Source organism: Vibrio maritimus, from assembly GCF_021441885.1.
Classification (GTDB): Bacteria; Pseudomonadota; Gammaproteobacteria; order Enterobacterales; family Vibrionaceae; genus Vibrio; species Vibrio maritimus_B.
This window is the reverse complement of sequence record NZ_CP090438.1, coordinates 2,862,810-2,880,981: the sequence shown is the minus strand read 5'-3', so window position 1 is coordinate 2,880,981 and position 18,172 is coordinate 2,862,810. Positions and strand designations below refer to the sequence as shown.

15 protein-coding genes are annotated in these 18,172 nt (G+C 47.0%); 14 read left to right on the top strand and 1 reads right to left on the bottom strand.

Going from position 1 to position 18,172, the window contains the following annotated elements:
* Positions 1–151: 151 nt before the first annotated feature.
* The 12 genes from pepB (at position 152) to LY387_RS13100 (ending at position 13,320) form a co-directional block, all read left to right on the top strand.
* Complete coding sequence (gene pepB, locus LY387_RS13155) at positions 152–1,447, top strand: aminopeptidase PepB (RefSeq protein WP_234494441.1); 1,296 nt, start codon at positions 152–154, stop codon at positions 1,445–1,447.
* A gap of 52 nt (positions 1,448–1,499) precedes the next feature.
* Positions 1,500–1,925 carry a nucleoside-diphosphate kinase gene (ndk, locus tag LY387_RS13150; protein ID WP_042476257.1) on the top strand — a complete coding sequence of 142 codons (426 nt, stop codon included), beginning with the start codon at positions 1,500–1,502 and terminating at the stop codon, positions 1,923–1,925.
* Between the two features lie 189 nt (positions 1,926–2,114).
* Positions 2,115–3,242: a bifunctional tRNA (adenosine(37)-C2)-methyltransferase TrmG/ribosomal RNA large subunit methyltransferase RlmN gene (locus LY387_RS13145; protein ID WP_234494440.1), complete on the top strand. Its 1,128-nt coding sequence runs from the start codon at positions 2,115–2,117 to the stop codon at positions 3,240–3,242.
* A 540-nt stretch (positions 3,243–3,782) separates the two neighbouring features.
* Positions 3,783–4,736: a cytoskeleton protein RodZ gene (gene rodZ, locus LY387_RS13140; protein WP_234494439.1), complete on the top strand. Its 954-nt coding sequence runs from the start codon at positions 3,783–3,785 to the stop codon at positions 4,734–4,736.
* A gap of 8 nt (positions 4,737–4,744) precedes the next feature.
* Entirely contained in the window at positions 4,745–5,869 is a 1,125-nt protein-coding gene (gene ispG / locus LY387_RS13135; RefSeq protein WP_234494438.1) for a flavodoxin-dependent (E)-4-hydroxy-3-methylbut-2-enyl-diphosphate synthase, read from the top strand.
* 26 nt (positions 5,870–5,895) lie between these two features.
* Positions 5,896–7,164, top strand: a complete 1,269-nt coding sequence (hisS, locus tag LY387_RS13130; RefSeq protein WP_234494437.1) for a histidine--tRNA ligase — start codon at positions 5,896–5,898, stop codon at positions 7,162–7,164.
* A 78-nt stretch (positions 7,165–7,242) separates the two neighbouring features.
* Positions 7,243–7,857 carry a YfgM family protein gene (locus LY387_RS13125; RefSeq protein ID WP_234494436.1) on the top strand — a complete coding sequence of 205 codons (615 nt, stop codon included), beginning with the start codon at positions 7,243–7,245 and terminating at the stop codon, positions 7,855–7,857.
* Between the two features lie 12 nt (positions 7,858–7,869).
* Entirely contained in the window at positions 7,870–9,027 is a 1,158-nt protein-coding gene (bamB, locus tag LY387_RS13120; RefSeq protein WP_234494435.1) for an outer membrane protein assembly factor BamB, read from the top strand.
* 174 nt (positions 9,028–9,201) lie between these two features.
* Positions 9,202–10,689, top strand: coding sequence for a ribosome biogenesis GTPase Der (gene der / locus LY387_RS13115; protein ID WP_234494434.1), 1,488 nt, complete (start codon positions 9,202–9,204; stop codon positions 10,687–10,689).
* 77 nt (positions 10,690–10,766) lie between these two features.
* Positions 10,767–11,630, top strand: a complete 864-nt coding sequence (locus LY387_RS13110) for an alanyl-tRNA editing protein (protein ID WP_234494433.1) — start codon at positions 10,767–10,769, stop codon at positions 11,628–11,630.
* A gap of 359 nt (positions 11,631–11,989) precedes the next feature.
* A complete protein-coding gene (locus tag LY387_RS13105; protein WP_234494432.1) occupies positions 11,990–13,054 on the top strand; it encodes a sensor domain-containing diguanylate cyclase in 1,065 nt (354 codons plus the stop codon).
* Between the two features lie 35 nt (positions 13,055–13,089).
* A complete protein-coding gene (locus LY387_RS13100; protein WP_081936109.1) occupies positions 13,090–13,320 on the top strand; it encodes a zinc ribbon domain-containing protein in 231 nt (76 codons plus the stop codon).
* A gap of 21 nt (positions 13,321–13,341) precedes the next feature.
* Here LY387_RS13100 and xseA read toward each other — a convergent pair whose 3' ends face one another.
* Positions 13,342–14,718 carry an exodeoxyribonuclease VII large subunit gene (gene xseA / locus LY387_RS13095; RefSeq protein WP_326491996.1) on the bottom strand — a complete coding sequence of 459 codons (1,377 nt, stop codon included), beginning with the start codon at positions 14,716–14,718 and terminating at the stop codon, positions 13,342–13,344.
* A 207-nt stretch (positions 14,719–14,925) separates the two neighbouring features.
* On the opposite strand from xseA, the gene guaB reads away from it, so the two are divergent.
* Together guaB and guaA are read left to right on the top strand one after the other, a co-directional pair.
* Entirely contained in the window at positions 14,926–16,389 is a 1,464-nt protein-coding gene (guaB, locus tag LY387_RS13090) for an IMP dehydrogenase (protein ID WP_234496115.1), read from the top strand.
* Between the two features lie 153 nt (positions 16,390–16,542).
* Positions 16,543–18,096, top strand: coding sequence for a glutamine-hydrolyzing GMP synthase (gene guaA / locus LY387_RS13085; RefSeq protein ID WP_234494430.1), 1,554 nt, complete (start codon positions 16,543–16,545; stop codon positions 18,094–18,096).
* The last annotated feature ends 76 nt before the right edge of the window (positions 18,097–18,172 follow it).

The window sequence follows — 18,172 nt, the reverse complement described above, 5'->3', positions numbered from 1 at the left end:
CGCACCATGTTACATTGTTATTAATTCCCATGGTGCAGTCATTGGTATTGTCTCTACATAGTGATAACATCATTTGATATATAGAATGCGACACAGCAGCCGAACTGCAACAGACGAGCTGCAATAATTAGATTTAAGACAAGGAGAGACCATGTCTAGCACAATGTCGGTATTTATTAGCCAAGAAGCGGCAGCGCCACAATGGGGCGAAAAGGCTATCATTTCTTTCTCAGAGCAAGGTGCGACGATCCACATCGGTGAAGGTCACGATCTTGGAGCGATTCAACGCGCGGCCCGCAAGTTAGATTCACAAGGCATTTCAAACGCCACACTTGCAGGCGAGGGTTGGGATTTAGAGTCTTCTTGGGCGTTTTATCAAGGTTACCGTAATTCTAAGAAAAGCACTCAAGTCGAGCTAGCTGAGCTAAACGAGCAAGACAAGAAAGAGTTAGACGCGCGCATCAAAGCGTCTGATTGGACGCGTGACATCATCAATAAAAGTGCTGAAGAAGTTGCGCCGCGCCAGCTTGCTACTATGGCGGCAGAATTCATTAAGTCAACGGCTCCAGAGCACGTGACTTACCGCATCGTTAAAGACAAAGATCTACTTACCGAAGGTTGGGAAGGCATTTTCGCTGTGGGTCGTGGCTCTGAGCGCACCTCTGCGATGCTGCAACTGGACTACAACCCAACGGGAGATGAAAACGCGCCGGTATTTGCTTGTTTAGTGGGTAAGGGTATTACCTTTGATTCCGGCGGTTACAGCCTAAAGCCGTCGAACTTTATGACAGCGATGAAAGCAGATATGGGCGGCGCGGGCACCATTACAGGTGGTCTAGGTCTTGCTATCATGCGTGGCCTAAACAAGCGCGTAAAACTTATCCTTTGCTGTGCTGAAAACATGGTATCCGGTCGCGCGCTTAAGCTAGGTGATGTGATTACCTATAAAAATGGTAAGACGGTTGAGATCATGAATACTGACGCGGAAGGTCGTTTGGTTCTTGCTGACGGTCTTATCTACGCAAGTGAGCAAAATCCAGAGCTTATCATCGACTGCGCGACGCTTACTGGCGCAGCTAAAAACGCGCTTGGCAACGATTACCACGCCATCATGTCATTTGATGATGAGCTAACGCATCAAGCACTGACTAATGCAAATCAAGAGAAAGAAGGTCTATGGCCTCTGCCATTGGCGGACTTCCATCGCGGCATGTTGCCATCGAACTTCGCTGATTTGTCGAACATCAGCAGTGGTGACTACTCTCCGGGCGCAAGTACAGCGGCGGCATTCTTGTCTTACTTTGTGGAAGACTATAAGAAAGGTTGGTTGCACTTCGACTGTGCGGGTACTTACCGTAAGTCAGGAACCGACAAATGGTCTGCAGGCGCGACGGGTATGGGTGTGCGCACACTCGCTCGTTTGCTAACGGAGCAGGCTGACAAGTAATTCAAGAGAATTATTACTAATAAAAGAACAACACGAAAGAAAAGGAACACTAATGGCCCTAGAAAGAACATTCTCTATCGTTAAACCGGATGCAGTTAAGCGTAATTTGATTGGTGAAATCTATCACCGTATCGAAAAAGCAGGTTTGTCTATCATCGCAGCTAAGATGGTTCATCTTACCGATGAGCAAGCAAAAGGCTTTTACGCTGAGCATGAAGGTAAACCGTTTTTCGATGATCTTCGTGCATTCATGACGTCTGGCCCAATTATGGTTCAAGTACTTGAAGGTGAAGATGCGATTTGTCGTTACCGCGAGCTAATGGGCAAAACTAACCCAGAAGAAGCAGCGTGTGGCACTATCCGCGCGGATTATGCGCTAAGCATGCGCCACAACTCTGTACACGGTTCAGATAGCCCTGAGTCAGCAGCACGTGAGATTGAGTTTTTCTTTCCACAGTCAGAAATTTGTCCTCGTTAATTGAGTGCAGTTATGAGTAAAAAGGAGGCGTAGCCTCCTTTTTTATTACTCGTCACTTTTGTTGTACAAAAAATGTTCACTTAGAAATGAATACCTTAATATTTTAGGGTTTTGTAACGCTTGTTGTAGGGGGCTAAAGCCTGTACAATTCGCGCCCTTAACACCAATTACCGTCATCGAAGAGGCACCATGACCACACAAAAAGTCAATCTACTCGATTTTGATCGCAAGGGTATGCGTCAGTTTTTCCAAGAGGAACTGGGCGAAAAAGCCTTCCGTGCTGATCAGATAATGAAGTGGATCTATCACTTTGGTGTCGACGACTTCGAGAAGATGACCAACATCAACAAGAAGCTGCGTGAAAAGCTGATTCGTTTGGCAGAAATCAAAGCGCCAACCGTCTCTGAAGCTCAGCACTCTTCTGATGGCACCATCAAATGGGCAATGCGTGTTGGTGATCAAGACGTAGAAACGGTTTATATTCCTGATGATGATCGCGCGACGCTGTGTGTTTCTTCGCAGGTGGGGTGTGCACTGGAATGTAAGTTCTGCTCAACCGCACAACAAGGCTTTAACCGTAACCTTAAAGTGTCTGAAATCATTGGTCAGGTGTGGCGCGCAGCTCGTGAGATCGGTCTTGAGAAAGAAACTGGTCGCCGCCCAATTACTAACGTCGTAATGATGGGCATGGGTGAGCCACTGCTTAATATGAAAAACCTGATGCCAGCCCTTGAGCTGATGCTTGATGATTTGGGCTTTGGTTTGTCTAAGCGTCGCGTAACGGTATCAACGTCGGGTGTGGTTTCTGGCCTTGACCAGATGACAGGCCAAATTGACGTTGCGCTAGCGATTTCTCTACACGCGCCAAACGATAAGCTTCGTAGCGAAATCATGCCAATTAACGATCGCTGGGATATCCAAGACTTCCTAGCATCTGTTCGTCGTTACATCGCATCTTCTAACGCGAACCGTGGTAAGGTAACGGTTGAATATGTATTGCTAGACCATGTTAACGACGATATGGACCACGCTCGTGAACTGGCAGAGCTTCTTAAAGATACACCAGCGAAGATTAACCTGATCCCGTTTAACCCGTATCCAGGTTCTCCGTACAAAAAACCGAGCAACTCGCGTATTGACCGCTTCATGAAAACGCTAATGAAGTACGACTATACCGTGACAGTTCGTAAGACTCGCGGTGATGATATCGATGCAGCGTGTGGACAGTTGGTTGGTGACGTTATTGATAGAACCAAACGTACTCAGCAGATTGCGGCTCAAAAGGGTCAGCAGGCGATTCCAGTCAAAGCGGTATAATTCGTATCTTGATGAATACAAGGCCAAGTTTCGACTTGGCTTTGTCGTTTTTGCACATTTTGTAGTGAAAATCAGCGGGTACTTCCGAGTTTGGCGTTGAATGAATGTATTCGTGCATCAAAACTCTGATCTTTCCCACATTTCCTCGATAAATAATTGAAGAATAACGGAACAAATATAGTTATCGTTAATCAAATACTACGAAATGCCGCCAAAATGATATGAGTAGTGTTAATTTTTAATCAAAATTGTCACTATTTACGCGGATTTCCCTTGGGGCGTTTTAACTCGTGCGGAGAATCGACTATGATGGGCAGTTCCAATCGAGATGAAACCGGCTTAATCCGATAAGTTGGTATGAAATCATAATAAAATCGAGCGCTTTACATAGATTATAAGTGCCGTAGTTGGCAATTTGGGACTATGCTGTATCAAACAGCTAGTGCGAGCGATTTACCAAACTAATGACCATGACCACCGATAAAAAAACGAACTAAGCGTGTTAGGTCAAAGTAACAACCAATAAGAAGTACAATATCAATGAGTACTGAGCAAAATAACGCCACAGAACAAGTACATCAAGCACAAGACGTTGAGCTTGCGGGAACCATTTTAAAACAAAAGCGTGAAGCCTTAGGGCTGACGCAAAAGCAGATTGCGGATAGATTGCGCTTACGTGTTGCGATCATTCAAAAAATTGAGTCAAACGATTTTGACGGAGAGCAGGTCGCCACCTTTACGCGTGGCTATTTGCGATCCTACGCGAAGGCTGTCGGAATTGATGAGCAAGAGGTGTTGGGAACCATTGAGAACCACAGCGCCGCTCAACACCACGAACAGCCAATGCAAAGCTTTTCCAAAAAGACCAATAAAGAGAAACATGATAGTCGTATCATGAAGCTCACATGGGGCATCTTTATTGTCATCATTGGTATCTCATCTGTGTGGTGGCTGCAAAACCAGCAGAAAGATACGCTTTCTGAAATCGCAGACACCTCATCCAATGACCCTGCATTCGCTGTTGAAGAAACGGCAAGTGAGAAAGTAGCCGCATTGGAAACTGAGCTAGTGCCTGAGCCAGAAGTCAAAACGCTTGATGTATCAGCCATTGTTGAAACACCGGCACAGCCAGAAGTTGAAGCGCAGGACGTCGTCGAGGATGCCGCTCCAGCAGAAGCCGAAGCTGCGGTCGTCGTCGAAGAGTCTGAGCCAGCAGTAGTTGAAGAAGCACCTGTGGCTCCAGAGGTTCCAGCAGGACTGACAAACCTGACTCTGTCGTTTTCTGGTGATTGCTGGATCCAAGTAAAAGATGCAGACGGTAAAACGGTATCAACAGGCATTAAGAAAGCGGGCGATAGCGTAGATCTTAACGGAAAAGCACCGTTTAAAATCATTTTAGGTGCACCAGAGAAGGTTTCTATGACATTTGCGAGTGAACCTGTCGACCTTTCTGGGTATACTTCAGGCAAAGTAGCTCGATTCACCTTACCTTAGAAAACACTATGCATCACGAATCACCAATTAAACGTCGTCCCTCTACGCGTATTTATGTGGGCGATGTACCTATCGGCGATGGCGCACCTATCGCCGTTCAGTCAATGACCAACACGCGTACGACCGATGTCGCCGCGACCGTTGCTCAAATCAAAGCTTTGGAAAACGTAGGCGCAGACATTGTTCGCGTTTCGGTTCCTACCATGGATGCGGCTGAAGCATTCCGTGAGATCAAGAAACAGGTTTCGATTCCTCTCGTAGCGGATATTCATTTCGATTACCGTATTGCACTAAAAGTTGCGGAGTACGGCGTAGACTGTTTGCGCATCAACCCAGGCAACATAGGTAACGAAGCTCGTATCCGTTCGGTCGTCGATTGTGCACGTGATAAAAATATCCCAATTCGAATTGGTGTAAATGGCGGCTCTCTGGAAAAAGATATCCAGATGAAATACGGCGAACCAACGCCAGAGGCGTTAGTTGAATCGGCAATGCGCCATGTGGATATTCTAGATCGTTTGAACTTTGATCAGTTTAAAGTCAGCGTGAAGGCATCCGATGTATTCCTGGCTGTTGACTCCTACCGTCTACTTGCGAAGAAAATCGACCAACCTCTTCACCTTGGTATTACTGAGGCGGGCGGCGCTCGAGCTGGCTCTGTTAAATCATCGGTTGGCCTAGGTATGCTTTTAGCAGAAGGTATCGGCGATACGCTGCGTATATCTTTGGCTGCCAATCCAGTTGAAGAGATCAAAGTGGGTTTCGATATTTTGAAATCGTTGCGCATTCGTTCTCGTGGTATCAACTTTATCGCTTGCCCAAGCTGCTCTCGTCAAGAATTCGATGTGATCGGCACAGTAAACGCACTTGAAGAGCGTTTAGAAGATGTCATTACACCAATGGATGTGTCTATCATTGGTTGTGTGGTCAACGGCCCAGGCGAGGCGGAAGTGTCTCATCTAGGTCTAGCGGGCAGCAATAAGAAGAGCGCTTTCTATGAAGACGGCAAACGTCAGAAAGAGCGCTTTGATAACGATGATCTCGTTAATCAGCTTGAAGCAAAAATTCGAGCGAAAGCATCGATGCTAGATACAGCAAATCGCATCGAAGTAAATGAAGTAGAAGACAAGTAATCTCAACGACAATACGGTATTAAACTGTGGCAAAAACTATTCAAGCAATCCGAGGCATGAACGACTGCCTCCCAACACAATCTCCACTTTGGCAAAAAGTTGAGAATACAGTGAAGCATGTGGTCAGCGCATATGGCTACAACGAAGTACGTATGCCAATCGTTGAGATGACACATCTATTCAGCCGCGCTATCGGTGAAGTGACCGACGTAGTTGAAAAAGAAATGTACACCTTTGAAGACCGCAACGGCGATAGCCTAACACTGCGCCCTGAGGGCACGGCCGGCTGTGTACGTGCTGGTATTGAAAATGGTCTGCTTTACAACCAAGAGCAGCGCCTGTGGTACATGGGTCCAATGTTCCGTCACGAGCGTCCGCAAAAAGGTCGCTACCGTCAGTTCCACCAATGTGGCGTGGAAGTATTCGGTCTAAACGGCCCTGACGTTGACGCTGAACTTATCATGATGACAGCACGTCTATGGCGTGAGCTGGGTATCGACAAGCACGTTCGTCTAGAACTGAACTCTATTGGTTCACTAGAAGCGCGCGCTAACTACCGCACAGCCCTGATTGCTCACCTAGAGCAACACGTTGATGTGCTGGATGAAGATAGCAAGCGTCGTATGCATACTAACCCGCTACGTGTCTTGGACAGTAAAAACCCAGACGTACAAGCGATCTTGGTGGATGCGCCAGAGCTATCTGATTATCTAGACGAAGAATCAAAAGCGCATTTTGCAGGTCTTTGTGAACTTCTTGATGCTGCGGGTATCGAATATACGGTTAACCAACGTTTGGTTCGTGGTCTTGATTACTACAACCGCACTGTTTTTGAATGGATCACTGAAAGCCTAGGTGCTCAAGGCACTGTATGTGGCGGCGGTCGTTACGATGGTCTTGTTGAGCAGCTTGGTGGTAAACCAACACCAGCGGTGGGTTTTGCTATGGGCCTAGAACGTCTTGTACTCATGATGGAAACATTAGAGCTAACAGACGTTCGTCGCAGCGTAGACGCTTATGTCGTGACAGCGGGCGAAGGCACCATGATGGCAGGTATGAAGCTTGCTGAGAACCTGCGTGAAGCGATCCCTGGTATTCGTGTGATGAACCACTTTGGTGGCGGTAACTTCAAGAAACAATTCAAGCGCGCAGACAAAGTAGGGGCGGTATATGCTCTTGTGCTTGGTGAGAACGAAGTTGCTGAGAATACGGTCGTGGTCAAAGATTTGCAGGGCGGAGAGCAAGAAACTATTGCTCAAACTGAGTTAGCCGCTAAATTAGCAAATATTATTTAAGTTTAAATCCAAGTTGATAGGCAGCAAAGTTGGGCTGCCTATTAATTTAGGTAATGATTTCTTTTAAGAGGACAGGAAGTGGAACTCTACGATTCTGAAGAACAACAAGTTGAAGCGATCAAAGACTGGTGGAAGGAAAACGGGAAAGCCGTGGTTCTTGGCGTTGTTGTTGGTCTAGGTGGTTTATTTGGCTGGCGTTATTATCAAGATTCCGTGGTCCAGGCTCAAGAAGCTGCATCAGAGCAATACAGCAAAGCTGTTGAGTCGATGGCAGTAAGCGGTGTTGACGCGAGTGCTGATGTTCAAGCCTTCATCGATTCGAGCAAAGAGAGTGAATATGCGGTTCTAGCTGCAATGCAATTAGCTAAAGCGCAGGTAGAAGCAGGTAACCTTGAAGATGCACTAACGCAGCTTCAGTGGGCACAGAGCAACACCAAAGATCCAGCGATTGCACCGCTAGTGACTTATCGCGTTGCACGCCTAATGGCAGAATCGGGTAATAACGATGGCGCACGTGCGGAACTCGATAAAATTACGGATGCAGCATGGGCTGGTCGTGTCGCAGAGCTTCGTGGCGATATTGCTATCCGTGAAGGCGATCGTGATGCTGCCTACACGGCTTATACACAAGCTCAGCAAGCACAAGATGCGAGCCAAGCGCTACAAATCAAGCTGGATGATCTTGCCAAGTAAGGGCTATAGCCGATGAATAGACTCGTTAAAAAGGTATTACTTTCTATCTCGGTATTAGGTGTACTTGCAGGGTGTTCGAGTGAAGAAGACACCATAGTGATGGCGCCACTACCCGTTGTGCAAAGTGAGTTCACTCCAAGTACAGAGTGGTCTTCAAGCATAGGTAATGGCGTAGGTCAGTATTTTTCTAAGCTTTCACCAGTCTACGCTTACGACAAACTCTTTGTTGCGAGCCGCGATGGCGTTGTGAAAGCCATGGATCCAGAAAATGGTAAAACCATCTGGCAAACCGAAATCAAAGGTGAAGTAACGGCTCGCCTATCTGGTGGTATTGCAGCCGCTTATCAAAAGCTGTATATCGGCAGTGAAAACGGTGAAGTGATTGCTCTTGACGTAGAAACAGGTGAAGAGCTTTGGCGCGCAGAGGTAAATGGTGAGGTACTGGCGAAGCCGGTTGCTGACGCTAGCCTGATTATGGTTCATACCAGTCAAGGTGTGCTTGCTGCGCTTGAGCAAACCAGTGGTGAAGAGCGTTGGGCGATCAGTACTGATGTACCAAACCTAACCTTGCGTGGTGATAGTGCGCCTGCGACGGTTTCCGGTGGTGTTTTCTGGGGTACGGCGAATGGTCGTCTAGCGGCAGCGATTGTCGAGCGTGGTCAGTTGATCTGGCAACAACCAGTGGGCACGCCTAAGGGTGCAACAGAGATCGACCGTTTGGTGGATGTTGATGCCTCGCCAATTATTCTAGGTGGTACGCTTTACACAGTGGGCTTTAACGGTCAGCTGATTTCCATCGACCTTCGCTCGGGTAACCCAATCTGGAAGCGTAATTACTCATCAGCGACGGATATGGCGACAGACAATCGTAGCTTGTTCCTGATTTCAGAAACGGATCATGTAATTGCTGTCGATGCTCGAAGTGGTACTGAGCTTTGGGAAAACAATCTACTAGAAAACCGCCAACTTACGGCGCCTGTTATTGTTGACGGATACGTTGTAGTAGGGGATAGCCTTGGTTATCTTCACTGGATTGACCGTGCAACCGGTGAGTTTGTGGCACAGCAACTCATGAATGACAGCGGTATGTCGGTTGGACCGACTTTAGTCCCTGGTGGCTATGTGATCGTTACTCGTGATGGTGAAATAAAGAAACTCACCATTAACTAGAAAGCGTGATATAATTCACAAACGGCTCCTGGCTGATTTTCAGTTAGGAGCCGTTTTATTGCTGCGAAGCAAAAGGATCTTTTCGAGCTCGGATAGATAGAATACGTTGTGGTTATAGGAAAACGAGAGCATTTTTACCTATAACTACAATAAGAAATAATTGTAGAGGTTAATATGTTACCTGTTGTTGCCCTAGTTGGACGCCCGAATGTGGGTAAGTCGACACTGTTTAATAGACTGACGCGTACGCGTGATGCTTTGGTCGCGGACTTTCCGGGACTAACGCGTGACCGTAAATATGGTCAAGCTCAACTGGGTGAGAATGAGTTCATTGTTATCGATACCGGCGGTATTGATGGCACTGAAGAAGGTGTAGAAACCAAAATGGCGGAACAATCGTTAGCTGCGATTGAAGAAGCTGACGTAGTGCTATTCCTTGTGGATGGTCGTGCGGGTTTGACGGTTGCGGATGAAGCGATCGCTAACCACCTACGTAAAATTGAAAAGCCAGCTTTCCTTGTGGTCAACAAGGTAGATGGCATTGATGCCGATGCTGCAAGCGCTGAGTTTTGGCAGCTAGGTGTTGAAAACATGTATCACATCGCTGCGGCTCACGGTCGTGGTGTTACTGCTCTTCTAGACCGCGCCTTGGATCCTTTCTTTGAACACCTATCAGAAGCTGAAGGTGAAATCGAAGACTTGACCATGTTTGAGGACGCGGAAGAAGAGAAACTCGACTACACCGAAGAAGAAGCAGAAGAAGAGTACAAGCGTCTTCAAGATCAGCCAATTAAACTGGCTATCATCGGTCGTCCAAACGTTGGTAAATCGACTCTAACTAACCGGATCCTCGGCGAGGAGCGCGTGGTGGTGTATGACATGCCAGGTACGACACGTGATTCTATCTACATCCCAATGGAGCGTGATGGTCGTGAATATGTTCTGATTGATACTGCGGGTGTACGTCGTCGTAAGCGTATCAACGAGACGGTAGAAAAGTTTTCGGTGGTTCAAACGCTTAAAGCCATTGAAGATGCCAACGTGGTATTGGTTGTAATTGATGCTCGCGAGAATATCTCAGACCAAGACCTCAGCCTTCTTGGTTTTGCCCTTAACGCAGGCCGCTCAATTGTACTTGCTGTGAATAAGTGGGATGGTTTGGATACAGACGTGAAAGAGCAGGTTAAGAAAGAGTTAGACCGTCGTCTAGGCTTTGTAGACTTTGCTCGTATTCACTTTATCTCGGCGCTACACGGTACTGGTGTGGGTCACTTGTTCGAGTCTGTTCAAGAAGCGTATAAGTCAGCGACGACACGTGTGGGTACCTCAGTACTGACTCGTATCATGAAGATGGCAACAGAAGATCACCAGCCACCGATGGTTCGTGGTCGCCGCGTGAAGCTCAAGTATGCGCACGCAGGTGGTTATAACCCACCAATCGTTGTTGTTCACGGTAACCTGGTGAACGAGCTGCCAGATTCATACAAGCGTTACCTAATGAACTACTATCGTCGTTCATTGGAAATTATGGGTACACCAATCCGTATCAACTTCCAGAGCAGCGATAACCCGTTCGAGGGTAAAACGAGCAAGATGACACTTTCTCAAGAGCGAAAGCGTAAGCGCTTGATGAGTATGATGAAAGGTCGTCCGAAGAAATAAGAATAAGCCAAAAAGCGCCCTCTCAATGAGAGGGCGCTTTTTTATGGTGTAAAGCACACATGATGTAAGGAAAACAGATGATCACCGCTAGTAAAGTGCACTTCTGCAATCAAACTTGGCAACTAGATAGCCAAATCCAACTCGTCAACCATCATGAAGAACATTGTGATGTGGTGGTGAAAGACACGCCATTCCATCCTGTTAGCCATATCTGGCCTGATCACCCAGCAGACAGGGGAACGTTATCAACAAACACTGAATCGTATCCAGTTACAGACTGTTTAGTTGGTGCTGTTGAGCTCGAAACCGGAAAGCTCTTTGTCGCGCAATCCATCCCAGTAAAACGAGATACCGATGGCTGGGTATTTGTCGTGGTGCATCGCATTTCTAAACAAGCCGTACTATCAGAAGGTGAGACCGTCTACCTGTCGGTAGACAAGGAGTATCAAGATAGCTTAAGCCGTGGCCACAGCGCTGGTCATATAGCGTCTTTGGCGCTCAACAAGGTTCTTGCTGAAGCGTATTGGAGAAAAGACGCCGATCGCAAAGATGGACTAGGGCACTATGATTTTAATAGCTACGCACAGGAGCAGAGCTTTGTATCGCCGGATGCTTGCTTTGATAACTATCGCTTAGGTAAGACGCTTAAAAAGCGTGGTCTTAACACTGCGCAGGTACTTGAAGAGCTTAAAGAGATAGAGTCTAGGGTCAACCAACAGCTTAATCTATGGCTTAGCGAGGGTTCAAAAGTAGAGATGCAGCTTGAAGGTCCTTACCTCACCAGCTCTCGTTACTGGCATTGTAGATTGGACGGGATGGATGTTGTCATGCCTTGTGGTGGCACGCACGTTACAACAACAAGCAGTCTGAAGCGATTAAACGTTGAACTGCGAGCTATCGATGCCAATTATATCGAAATGCACACCCATGTAAGTCGATAATTAGAAAAACGATCTTTTTATTAAATTTCAATTAGACTGGTTTATTTTGGCGTTTGTGGTATTTAAATCTGCTAAAAATCGAAAAACAGCACATGTAACTTATGCTTTCGGTATGTGGTTATATAAATGTTCTTTTTTAAGCAGATCGCTGATCAAGCTAGCTTTTGGGGATGATCTAGAAAAGATCGTGTTTTTTGTCGTTCCAGGGTGTACTGGTTCAAATTACGTACAAATATTCCTTTGGTCAATAGTTCATCTATTTGCGCCCTGTGTTAGTATGTGCCGCGAGCGCATAATAAACAGAATGCCAACAGCTTTAGAGTTAGAGCCGTATGGTAGCAAATTAAAAGACGCGAACTATGAATAAAGACTTGCTAATAGATGCCCATAAGGGCATGAATAATTTATTAAAAGAGCTCGCGCTAGGGTTACCCCAAACCCAATTAGTGGAAAGGATAGTTGATCTTACAGAGCGACTATTTCCTAGAAAACGAGTTTCTATTTTATCGTTGGATGAATCGACAAACTGCCTGTTCACGGTAGCTGCCCCTAAGCTACCTATTATGTATAACCAAGCTATTGACGGGATAGAAATTGGTGAGCGAGTGGGATCTTGTGGGGCTGCTGCCTACTTGAAACGCTCTGTGATTGTTGACGATGTAACTAAACACGCCAACTGGACACCATTTCTTGAGCTTGCCGCCTCTGCGAATGTGAAAGCTTGCTGGTCGGTACCTGTCATCTCGACTCAAGAGCAGTGCTTAGGGACATTCGCTCTCTACGACGAGAGGTGTTCTACCCCGCTCGCGATTGAGATTGAGATACTCGAATCCATGTCTGCCGTGTATTCGGTTGCGCTTGAGAAGTACGCTCTTGAGGATAAGCTTACCTTTCAAGCCCAGATGGATCCGCTCACTCACTGCTTGAATAGACGTGCTTTATTGGAAAGAGTTGAGCAGAGTCACTGCTTTGATGGAAATATTCTCGGCTGCTTTTTTGTTGATATCGACAAGTTCAAGCAGGTGAATGATGAATATGGTCACTGCTTTGGTGACAAAGTACTTGTAGCTGTTTCTGAGCAGCTTAAACATCTTTTGCCTGAACAAGCCGTGCTTGGACGTTATGGCGGTGATGAGTTTTTGGCGTTTTGCTGCTTCCCTGATGAAGACGGCGCCGTCGCTTTTTATCAAACATTGAGCGATGAGCTGAACAAACCCGTAACACTGAATGATACCAATATCTCTGTCAGCGTCGGATTTGCGACCAAACAGTGCTGTTCAGATCTGCCAATGGATAAGTTAATCCGCCAAGCAGACAGCGAAATGTACAAGGTTAAGCGTCGAAATAAGCGTGCAGTACCTCTACGTAGTGCTTCTCCGAGCTTGATTGATATCAATGCGAACCCAGAAAAGAAAGTCGTATGATAGTTAATATTATCACTTTCTAATATAGGTAAGTCATGACGACTCAACAAAACCAGTGCCCTAAGTGCCACTCAGAGCTTGAATGGGATGGGCAGTATCACTGCGGGCAATGCCAAGTCCATTTCAAAAAGATTGGTTTTTGCCCTGACTGTGAAGCAGAGCTGGAGAAACTTCAAGCGTGTGGCTCAGCGAGCTATTTTTGTAATAGCTGTAATGAACTGAAGTCTAAGTCACGCGTTAAGTTTGTCTTTGAGAGCCTTGCATAGAAGCTAGATGGCAGCTGTCGTCTAGCTGTGATCTTTTATGCTAGTGACCTGAGATTCGATAATGCCATTGTCGAGTTTGGTGGTGATCGCACTGCCGACTTCGACACTCTGAGCGTCGGTGATGACCTGTCCGCGCGCATCTTGAGTAATAGAGTAACCGCGCTGCAAAGTCGCCAGTGGGCTGACTGTATCTAACTTACCTACGGTAACGGCGAATTGATGCTTAGCGCTATCGAGCTGTTTCTGCATGGCTTGATTAAGCCTGGCTTGTAGCTGATCTAATCGATTGGTTTGTCGGTCGAGCTGGCGAGCTGGTGAGAGTGCCATTAACCTGTGTTGTTTATTGCTAAGGCGCAGTGTCTCTTGAGATAGGCGCTGCTTAATTGCTGAGCTCAAACGGAACTCAAACTCATCAAGAAGCTGGCTCTGCCTCTGCAACTGGTGCTTTGGATGATGGCTGTTGAGTGCTTGTGTTAGCACTGACAAGTGCTGCTTTTGCTGCGCTAGATAGATCTGCATAACATTACGCAGTCTTTGCTCACGCCCTTTAAGCGATTCATGCTTATGTGAGGTGTCATTACTGACAAGCTCAGCCGCAGCGCTCGGTGTTGGCGCTCGCACGTCGGCAACGTAGTCCGCTATGGTGACGTCGATTTCATGCCCGACCGCACTAATGATTGGAATCTGGCTTGCCGCGATGGTTCTTGCCACGATCTCATGGTTAAAACACCAAAGATCTTCCAGCGAGCCGCCACCTCGACCCACTATCAATACATCACACTCGTTACGGCTGTTGGCGCGTCCAATTGCCTGCGCAATCTCAATCGCCGCCGCATCACCTTGCACCGTTGTCGGGTAGATAACGACAGGCAGTGATGGGTCACGTCTTTTCAGGATATCGAGAATATCGAAAAGCGCGGCACCAGTTTTGGAGGTGATGATACCTACGCGTTTAGGGTGAGAAGGGAGAGGTTTCTTTAGAGACTGTGAGAACAAGCCCTCAGCCGCAAGTGACATCTTAAGCTTCTCAAACTCTTGTTGCAGTCTTCCATCGCCCTCGGGCTGCATTGATTCAATGATCAGCTGATAATCACCACGCGGCTCGTACAACGAGAGACGCGCCTTTACCAATACCTGATTGCCATTAGCTGGCTTAAAGGTGACTCGGCGATTATTACCACGAAACATAGCGCACTTAACTTGAGCGCGAGAGTCTTTTAGCGTGAGGTACCAATGGCCGGATACAGGTGCGGAAAAGTTAGAGATTTCACCGACTAACCAGACAATCCCCATTTCATTTTCTAGCAACAAACGTACTTCGGAATTCAGACGAGAGACCGTGTAAATGTTCTGATTGGAAGAAGATGAATGAGAAGTAGATCGCGGGGATAGGGACACAGCTAATCTCAAAGGCGTGAGTATGGAAATTAGCGGCAATATAATACATATCAAGGGGGTAAATGCAAATAAAAAATAGAAAAATGTGTAGCCAAGCGATTTCGTCGGGCGTATAATCCCACCGCAATATCTAATCCAAATGACCTTATTATGCGAAACGATAAGGGCGGATTATCCCTTAAACTCCTCTATTGTGAGATATTGCAAATGCTAAGAATTGCCAAAGAAGCGCTGACGTTCGATGATGTACTACTCGTTCCAGCTCACTCCACCGTTCTCCCAAACACAGCTGATCTTCGCACTCGGCTGACCAAGAATATCACTCTGAATATTCCAATGATCTCTGCGTCTATGGACACAGTGACAGAAGCGCGTCTTGCGATCGCGCTAGCCCAAGAAGGTGGCATTGGCTTTATCCACAAGAACATGTCTATCGAGCAACAAGCTGAGCAGGTTCGTCTAGTTAAAATCTTTGAAGCAGGTGTGGTGACTAACCCAGTAACAGTTAGCCCAGATGCATCTATCGCTGACGTGGTAGCGCTGACTGATAAGCACGGCTTCGCTGGTTTCCCTGTTGTTGCTGAAAACAACGAGCTTGTAGGCATCATCACTGGTCGTGATGTTCGCTTTGTTACTGACCTTTCTAAGAAAGTAGAAGCAGTAATGACGCCAAAAGAGCGCCTAGCCTCTGTTAAAGAAGGTGCTTCTCGTGAAGAAGTACAAGAAGAGATGCACCGCGCACGTGTTGAGAAGGTACTGGTTGTAAACGACGAGTTCCAACTTACCGGTATGATCACAGCAAAAGATTTCCACAAAGCAGAACGTAAGCCTAACGCATGTAAAGATGCGCAAGGTCGTCTACGCGTTGGTGCTGCGGTTGGTGCTGGCGCTGGCAACGAAGAACGTGTTAAAGCGCTTGTTGAAGCTGGTGTTGACGTTCTACTTATCGACTCTTCACACGGTCACTCTGAAGGTGTTCTAAACCGTATCCGCGAAACTCGCGCTGCATACCCAGATCTCGATATCATTGGCGGCAACGTAGCGACAGCTGCAGGTGCTAAAGCACTGATTGAAGCTGGCGTAAGCGCAGTTAAAGTAGGTATCGGCCCTGGTTCAATCTGTACAACTCGTATCGTAACGGGTGTTGGTGTACCTCAAATCACAGCGATTTCAGACGCGGCAGCGGCAGCTGAAGAGTATGGCATCCCAGTTATCGCTGACGGCGGTATCCGTTTCTCAGGTGATATCTGTAAAGCGATCGTAGCTGGCGCATCTTGTGTCATGGTTGGCTCAATGTTCGCTGGTACTGAAGAAGCACCAGGTGAAGTTATCCTTTACCAAGGTCGTTCATACAAAGCTTACCGTGGCATGGGTTCTCTTGGCGCAATGTCTCAAGGCTCTTCTGACCGTTACTTCCAATCTGACAACGCGGCTGACAAGCTAGTTCCAGAGGGTATCGAAGGTCGTATCGCTTACAAAGGTCGCCTAAAAGAGATCGTTCACCAGCAAATGGGTGGTCTTCGTTCAAGCATGGGTCTAACTGGCTCTGCAACTATCGAAGACATGCGTACTAAAGCAGAATTCGTTCGCATCTCTGGTGCGGGTCTAAACGAATCTCACGTACACGACGTTCAAATCACCAAGGAAGCACCTAACTACCGTTTGGGTTAATTAATCGCTCAGGTTAATTAGCCACTTAGGTTAATAACGACAACGTAGTGAAATAAATCCTACGTAAACGTTTGCTTTTTTTCCTTGAAGCAAAGATGAGAGGCGGGTAAACTCGCCTCCGTTTTCAACACTTAGCTGATAAGATTGCCCAAAATGACGAAAAATATTCATGACCAACGAATTCTGATTCTAGACTTCGGTTCTCAATACACACAGCTAGTAGCACGTCGTGTTCGTGAAATCGGTGTTTACTGTGAACTATGGAGCTGGGACGTAGAAGAAGCGGATATTCGTGAATTCAACCCAGACGGTATCATCCTATCTGGTGGTCCAGAAAGCGTTACGGAAGACAACTCTCCACGTGCTCCTCAGTACGTATTTGATTCAGGTGTTCCAGTTCTTGGTGTGTGCTACGGCATGCAGACCATGGCTGAACAGCTTGGCGGTAAAGTAGCGGGCTCTAACGAGCGTGAATTTGGCTACGCACAAGTTAAAGTATCTGGTGACTCTGCAATCTTTAAAGATCTTGAAGAAACTCAAGATGTTTGGATGAGCCACGGCGACAAAGTTGTTGAAATCCCAGCAGACTTCGTAAAAGTTGGTGAGACGGATACCTGTCCGTACGCAGCAATGGCAAACGAAGAGAAGAAATACTACGGTGTTCAGTTCCACCCAGAAGTAACGCACACCAAGCAAGGCCTGCAAATGCTAGAGAACTTCGTTCTTGGTGCTTGTGGCTGTGAGCGTCTATGGACGCCAGGTTCTATCATCGAAGACGCGGTTGCTCGCATTAAAGAGCAAGTGGGTGACGATGAAGTGATTCTTGGTCTGTCTGGCGGTGTTGACTCATCAGTGGTAGCGATGCTTGTTCACCGCGCTATCGGCGACAAGCTGACCTGTGTATTCGTAGACAACGGTCTTCTTCGTCTAAACGAAGGCCAGCAAGTGATGGAGATGTTTGGCGACAAGTTCGGCCTAAACATCATCAAGGTAGATGCAGAAGAGCGTTTCCTTGCAGCACTTGAAGGCAAGTCTGATCCAGAAGAGAAGCGTAAGACTATCGGTCACGTATTCGTAGACGTATTCGACGAAGAGTCGAAGAAGCTAGAAAACGCGAAGTGGCTAGCTCAGGGTACTATCTACCCAGACGTTATTGAATCTGCAGCATCGAAAACAGGTAAAGCACACGTCATCAAATCGCACCACAACGTGGGCGGTCTTCCTGATGATATGGAAATGGGTCTTGTTGAGCCGCTTCGCGAGCTATTCAAAGACGAAGTACGTAAGATCGGTCTAGAGCTAGGTCTTCCATACAATATGCTTTATCGTCACCCATTCCCAGGTCCAGGTCTAGGTGTTCGTGTTCTTGGCGAGATCAAGAAAGAGTACTGTGATCTACTGCGTCGTGCCGATGCTATCTTCATTGAAGAGCTGCACAATGCAGACCTTTATCACAAAGTATCTCAGGCGTTCACGGTATTCCTACCAGTTCGCTCTGTAGGTGTAATGGGCGATGGCCGTAAGTACGACTGGGTTGTTTCTCTGCGTGCGGTTGAGACTATCGACTTTATGACCGCTCACTGGGCGCACCTACCATACGACTTCCTAGGTAAGGTTTCTAACCGTATCATCAACGAAGTAGACGGTATCTCTCGCGTTGTTTACGATATCTCTGGTAAGCCACCAGCGACGATCGAGTGGGAATAACCCTCGATACGTAGTCTCTTTAAGATAAGTTAGATTGTAAAAAGCCGACGTTATGTCGGCTTTTTTTACGCGTGTC

Coding starts and splice junctions, on each gene's coding strand:
- LY387_RS13105 (WP_234494432.1), top strand. CDS start 11,990: ATGAATAAAGACTTGCTAATAGATGCCCATAAGGGCATGAATAATTTA.
- guaB (WP_234496115.1), top strand. CDS start 14,926: ATGCTAAGAATTGCCAAAGAAGCGCTGACGTTCGATGATGTACTACTC.
- der (WP_234494434.1), top strand. CDS start 9,202: ATGTTACCTGTTGTTGCCCTAGTTGGACGCCCGAATGTGGGTAAGTCG.
- ndk (WP_042476257.1), top strand. CDS start 1,500: ATGGCCCTAGAAAGAACATTCTCTATCGTTAAACCGGATGCAGTTAAG.
- LY387_RS13110 (WP_234494433.1), top strand. CDS start 10,767: ATGATCACCGCTAGTAAAGTGCACTTCTGCAATCAAACTTGGCAACTA.
- bamB (WP_234494435.1), top strand. CDS start 7,870: ATGAATAGACTCGTTAAAAAGGTATTACTTTCTATCTCGGTATTAGGT.
- LY387_RS13100 (WP_081936109.1), top strand. CDS start 13,090: ATGACGACTCAACAAAACCAGTGCCCTAAGTGCCACTCAGAGCTTGAA.
- pepB (WP_234494441.1), top strand. CDS start 152: ATGTCTAGCACAATGTCGGTATTTATTAGCCAAGAAGCGGCAGCGCCA.
- guaA (WP_234494430.1), top strand. CDS start 16,543: ATGACGAAAAATATTCATGACCAACGAATTCTGATTCTAGACTTCGGT.
- ispG (WP_234494438.1), top strand. CDS start 4,745: ATGCATCACGAATCACCAATTAAACGTCGTCCCTCTACGCGTATTTAT.
- LY387_RS13145 (WP_234494440.1), top strand. CDS start 2,115: ATGACCACACAAAAAGTCAATCTACTCGATTTTGATCGCAAGGGTATG.
- rodZ (WP_234494439.1), top strand. CDS start 3,783: ATGAGTACTGAGCAAAATAACGCCACAGAACAAGTACATCAAGCACAA.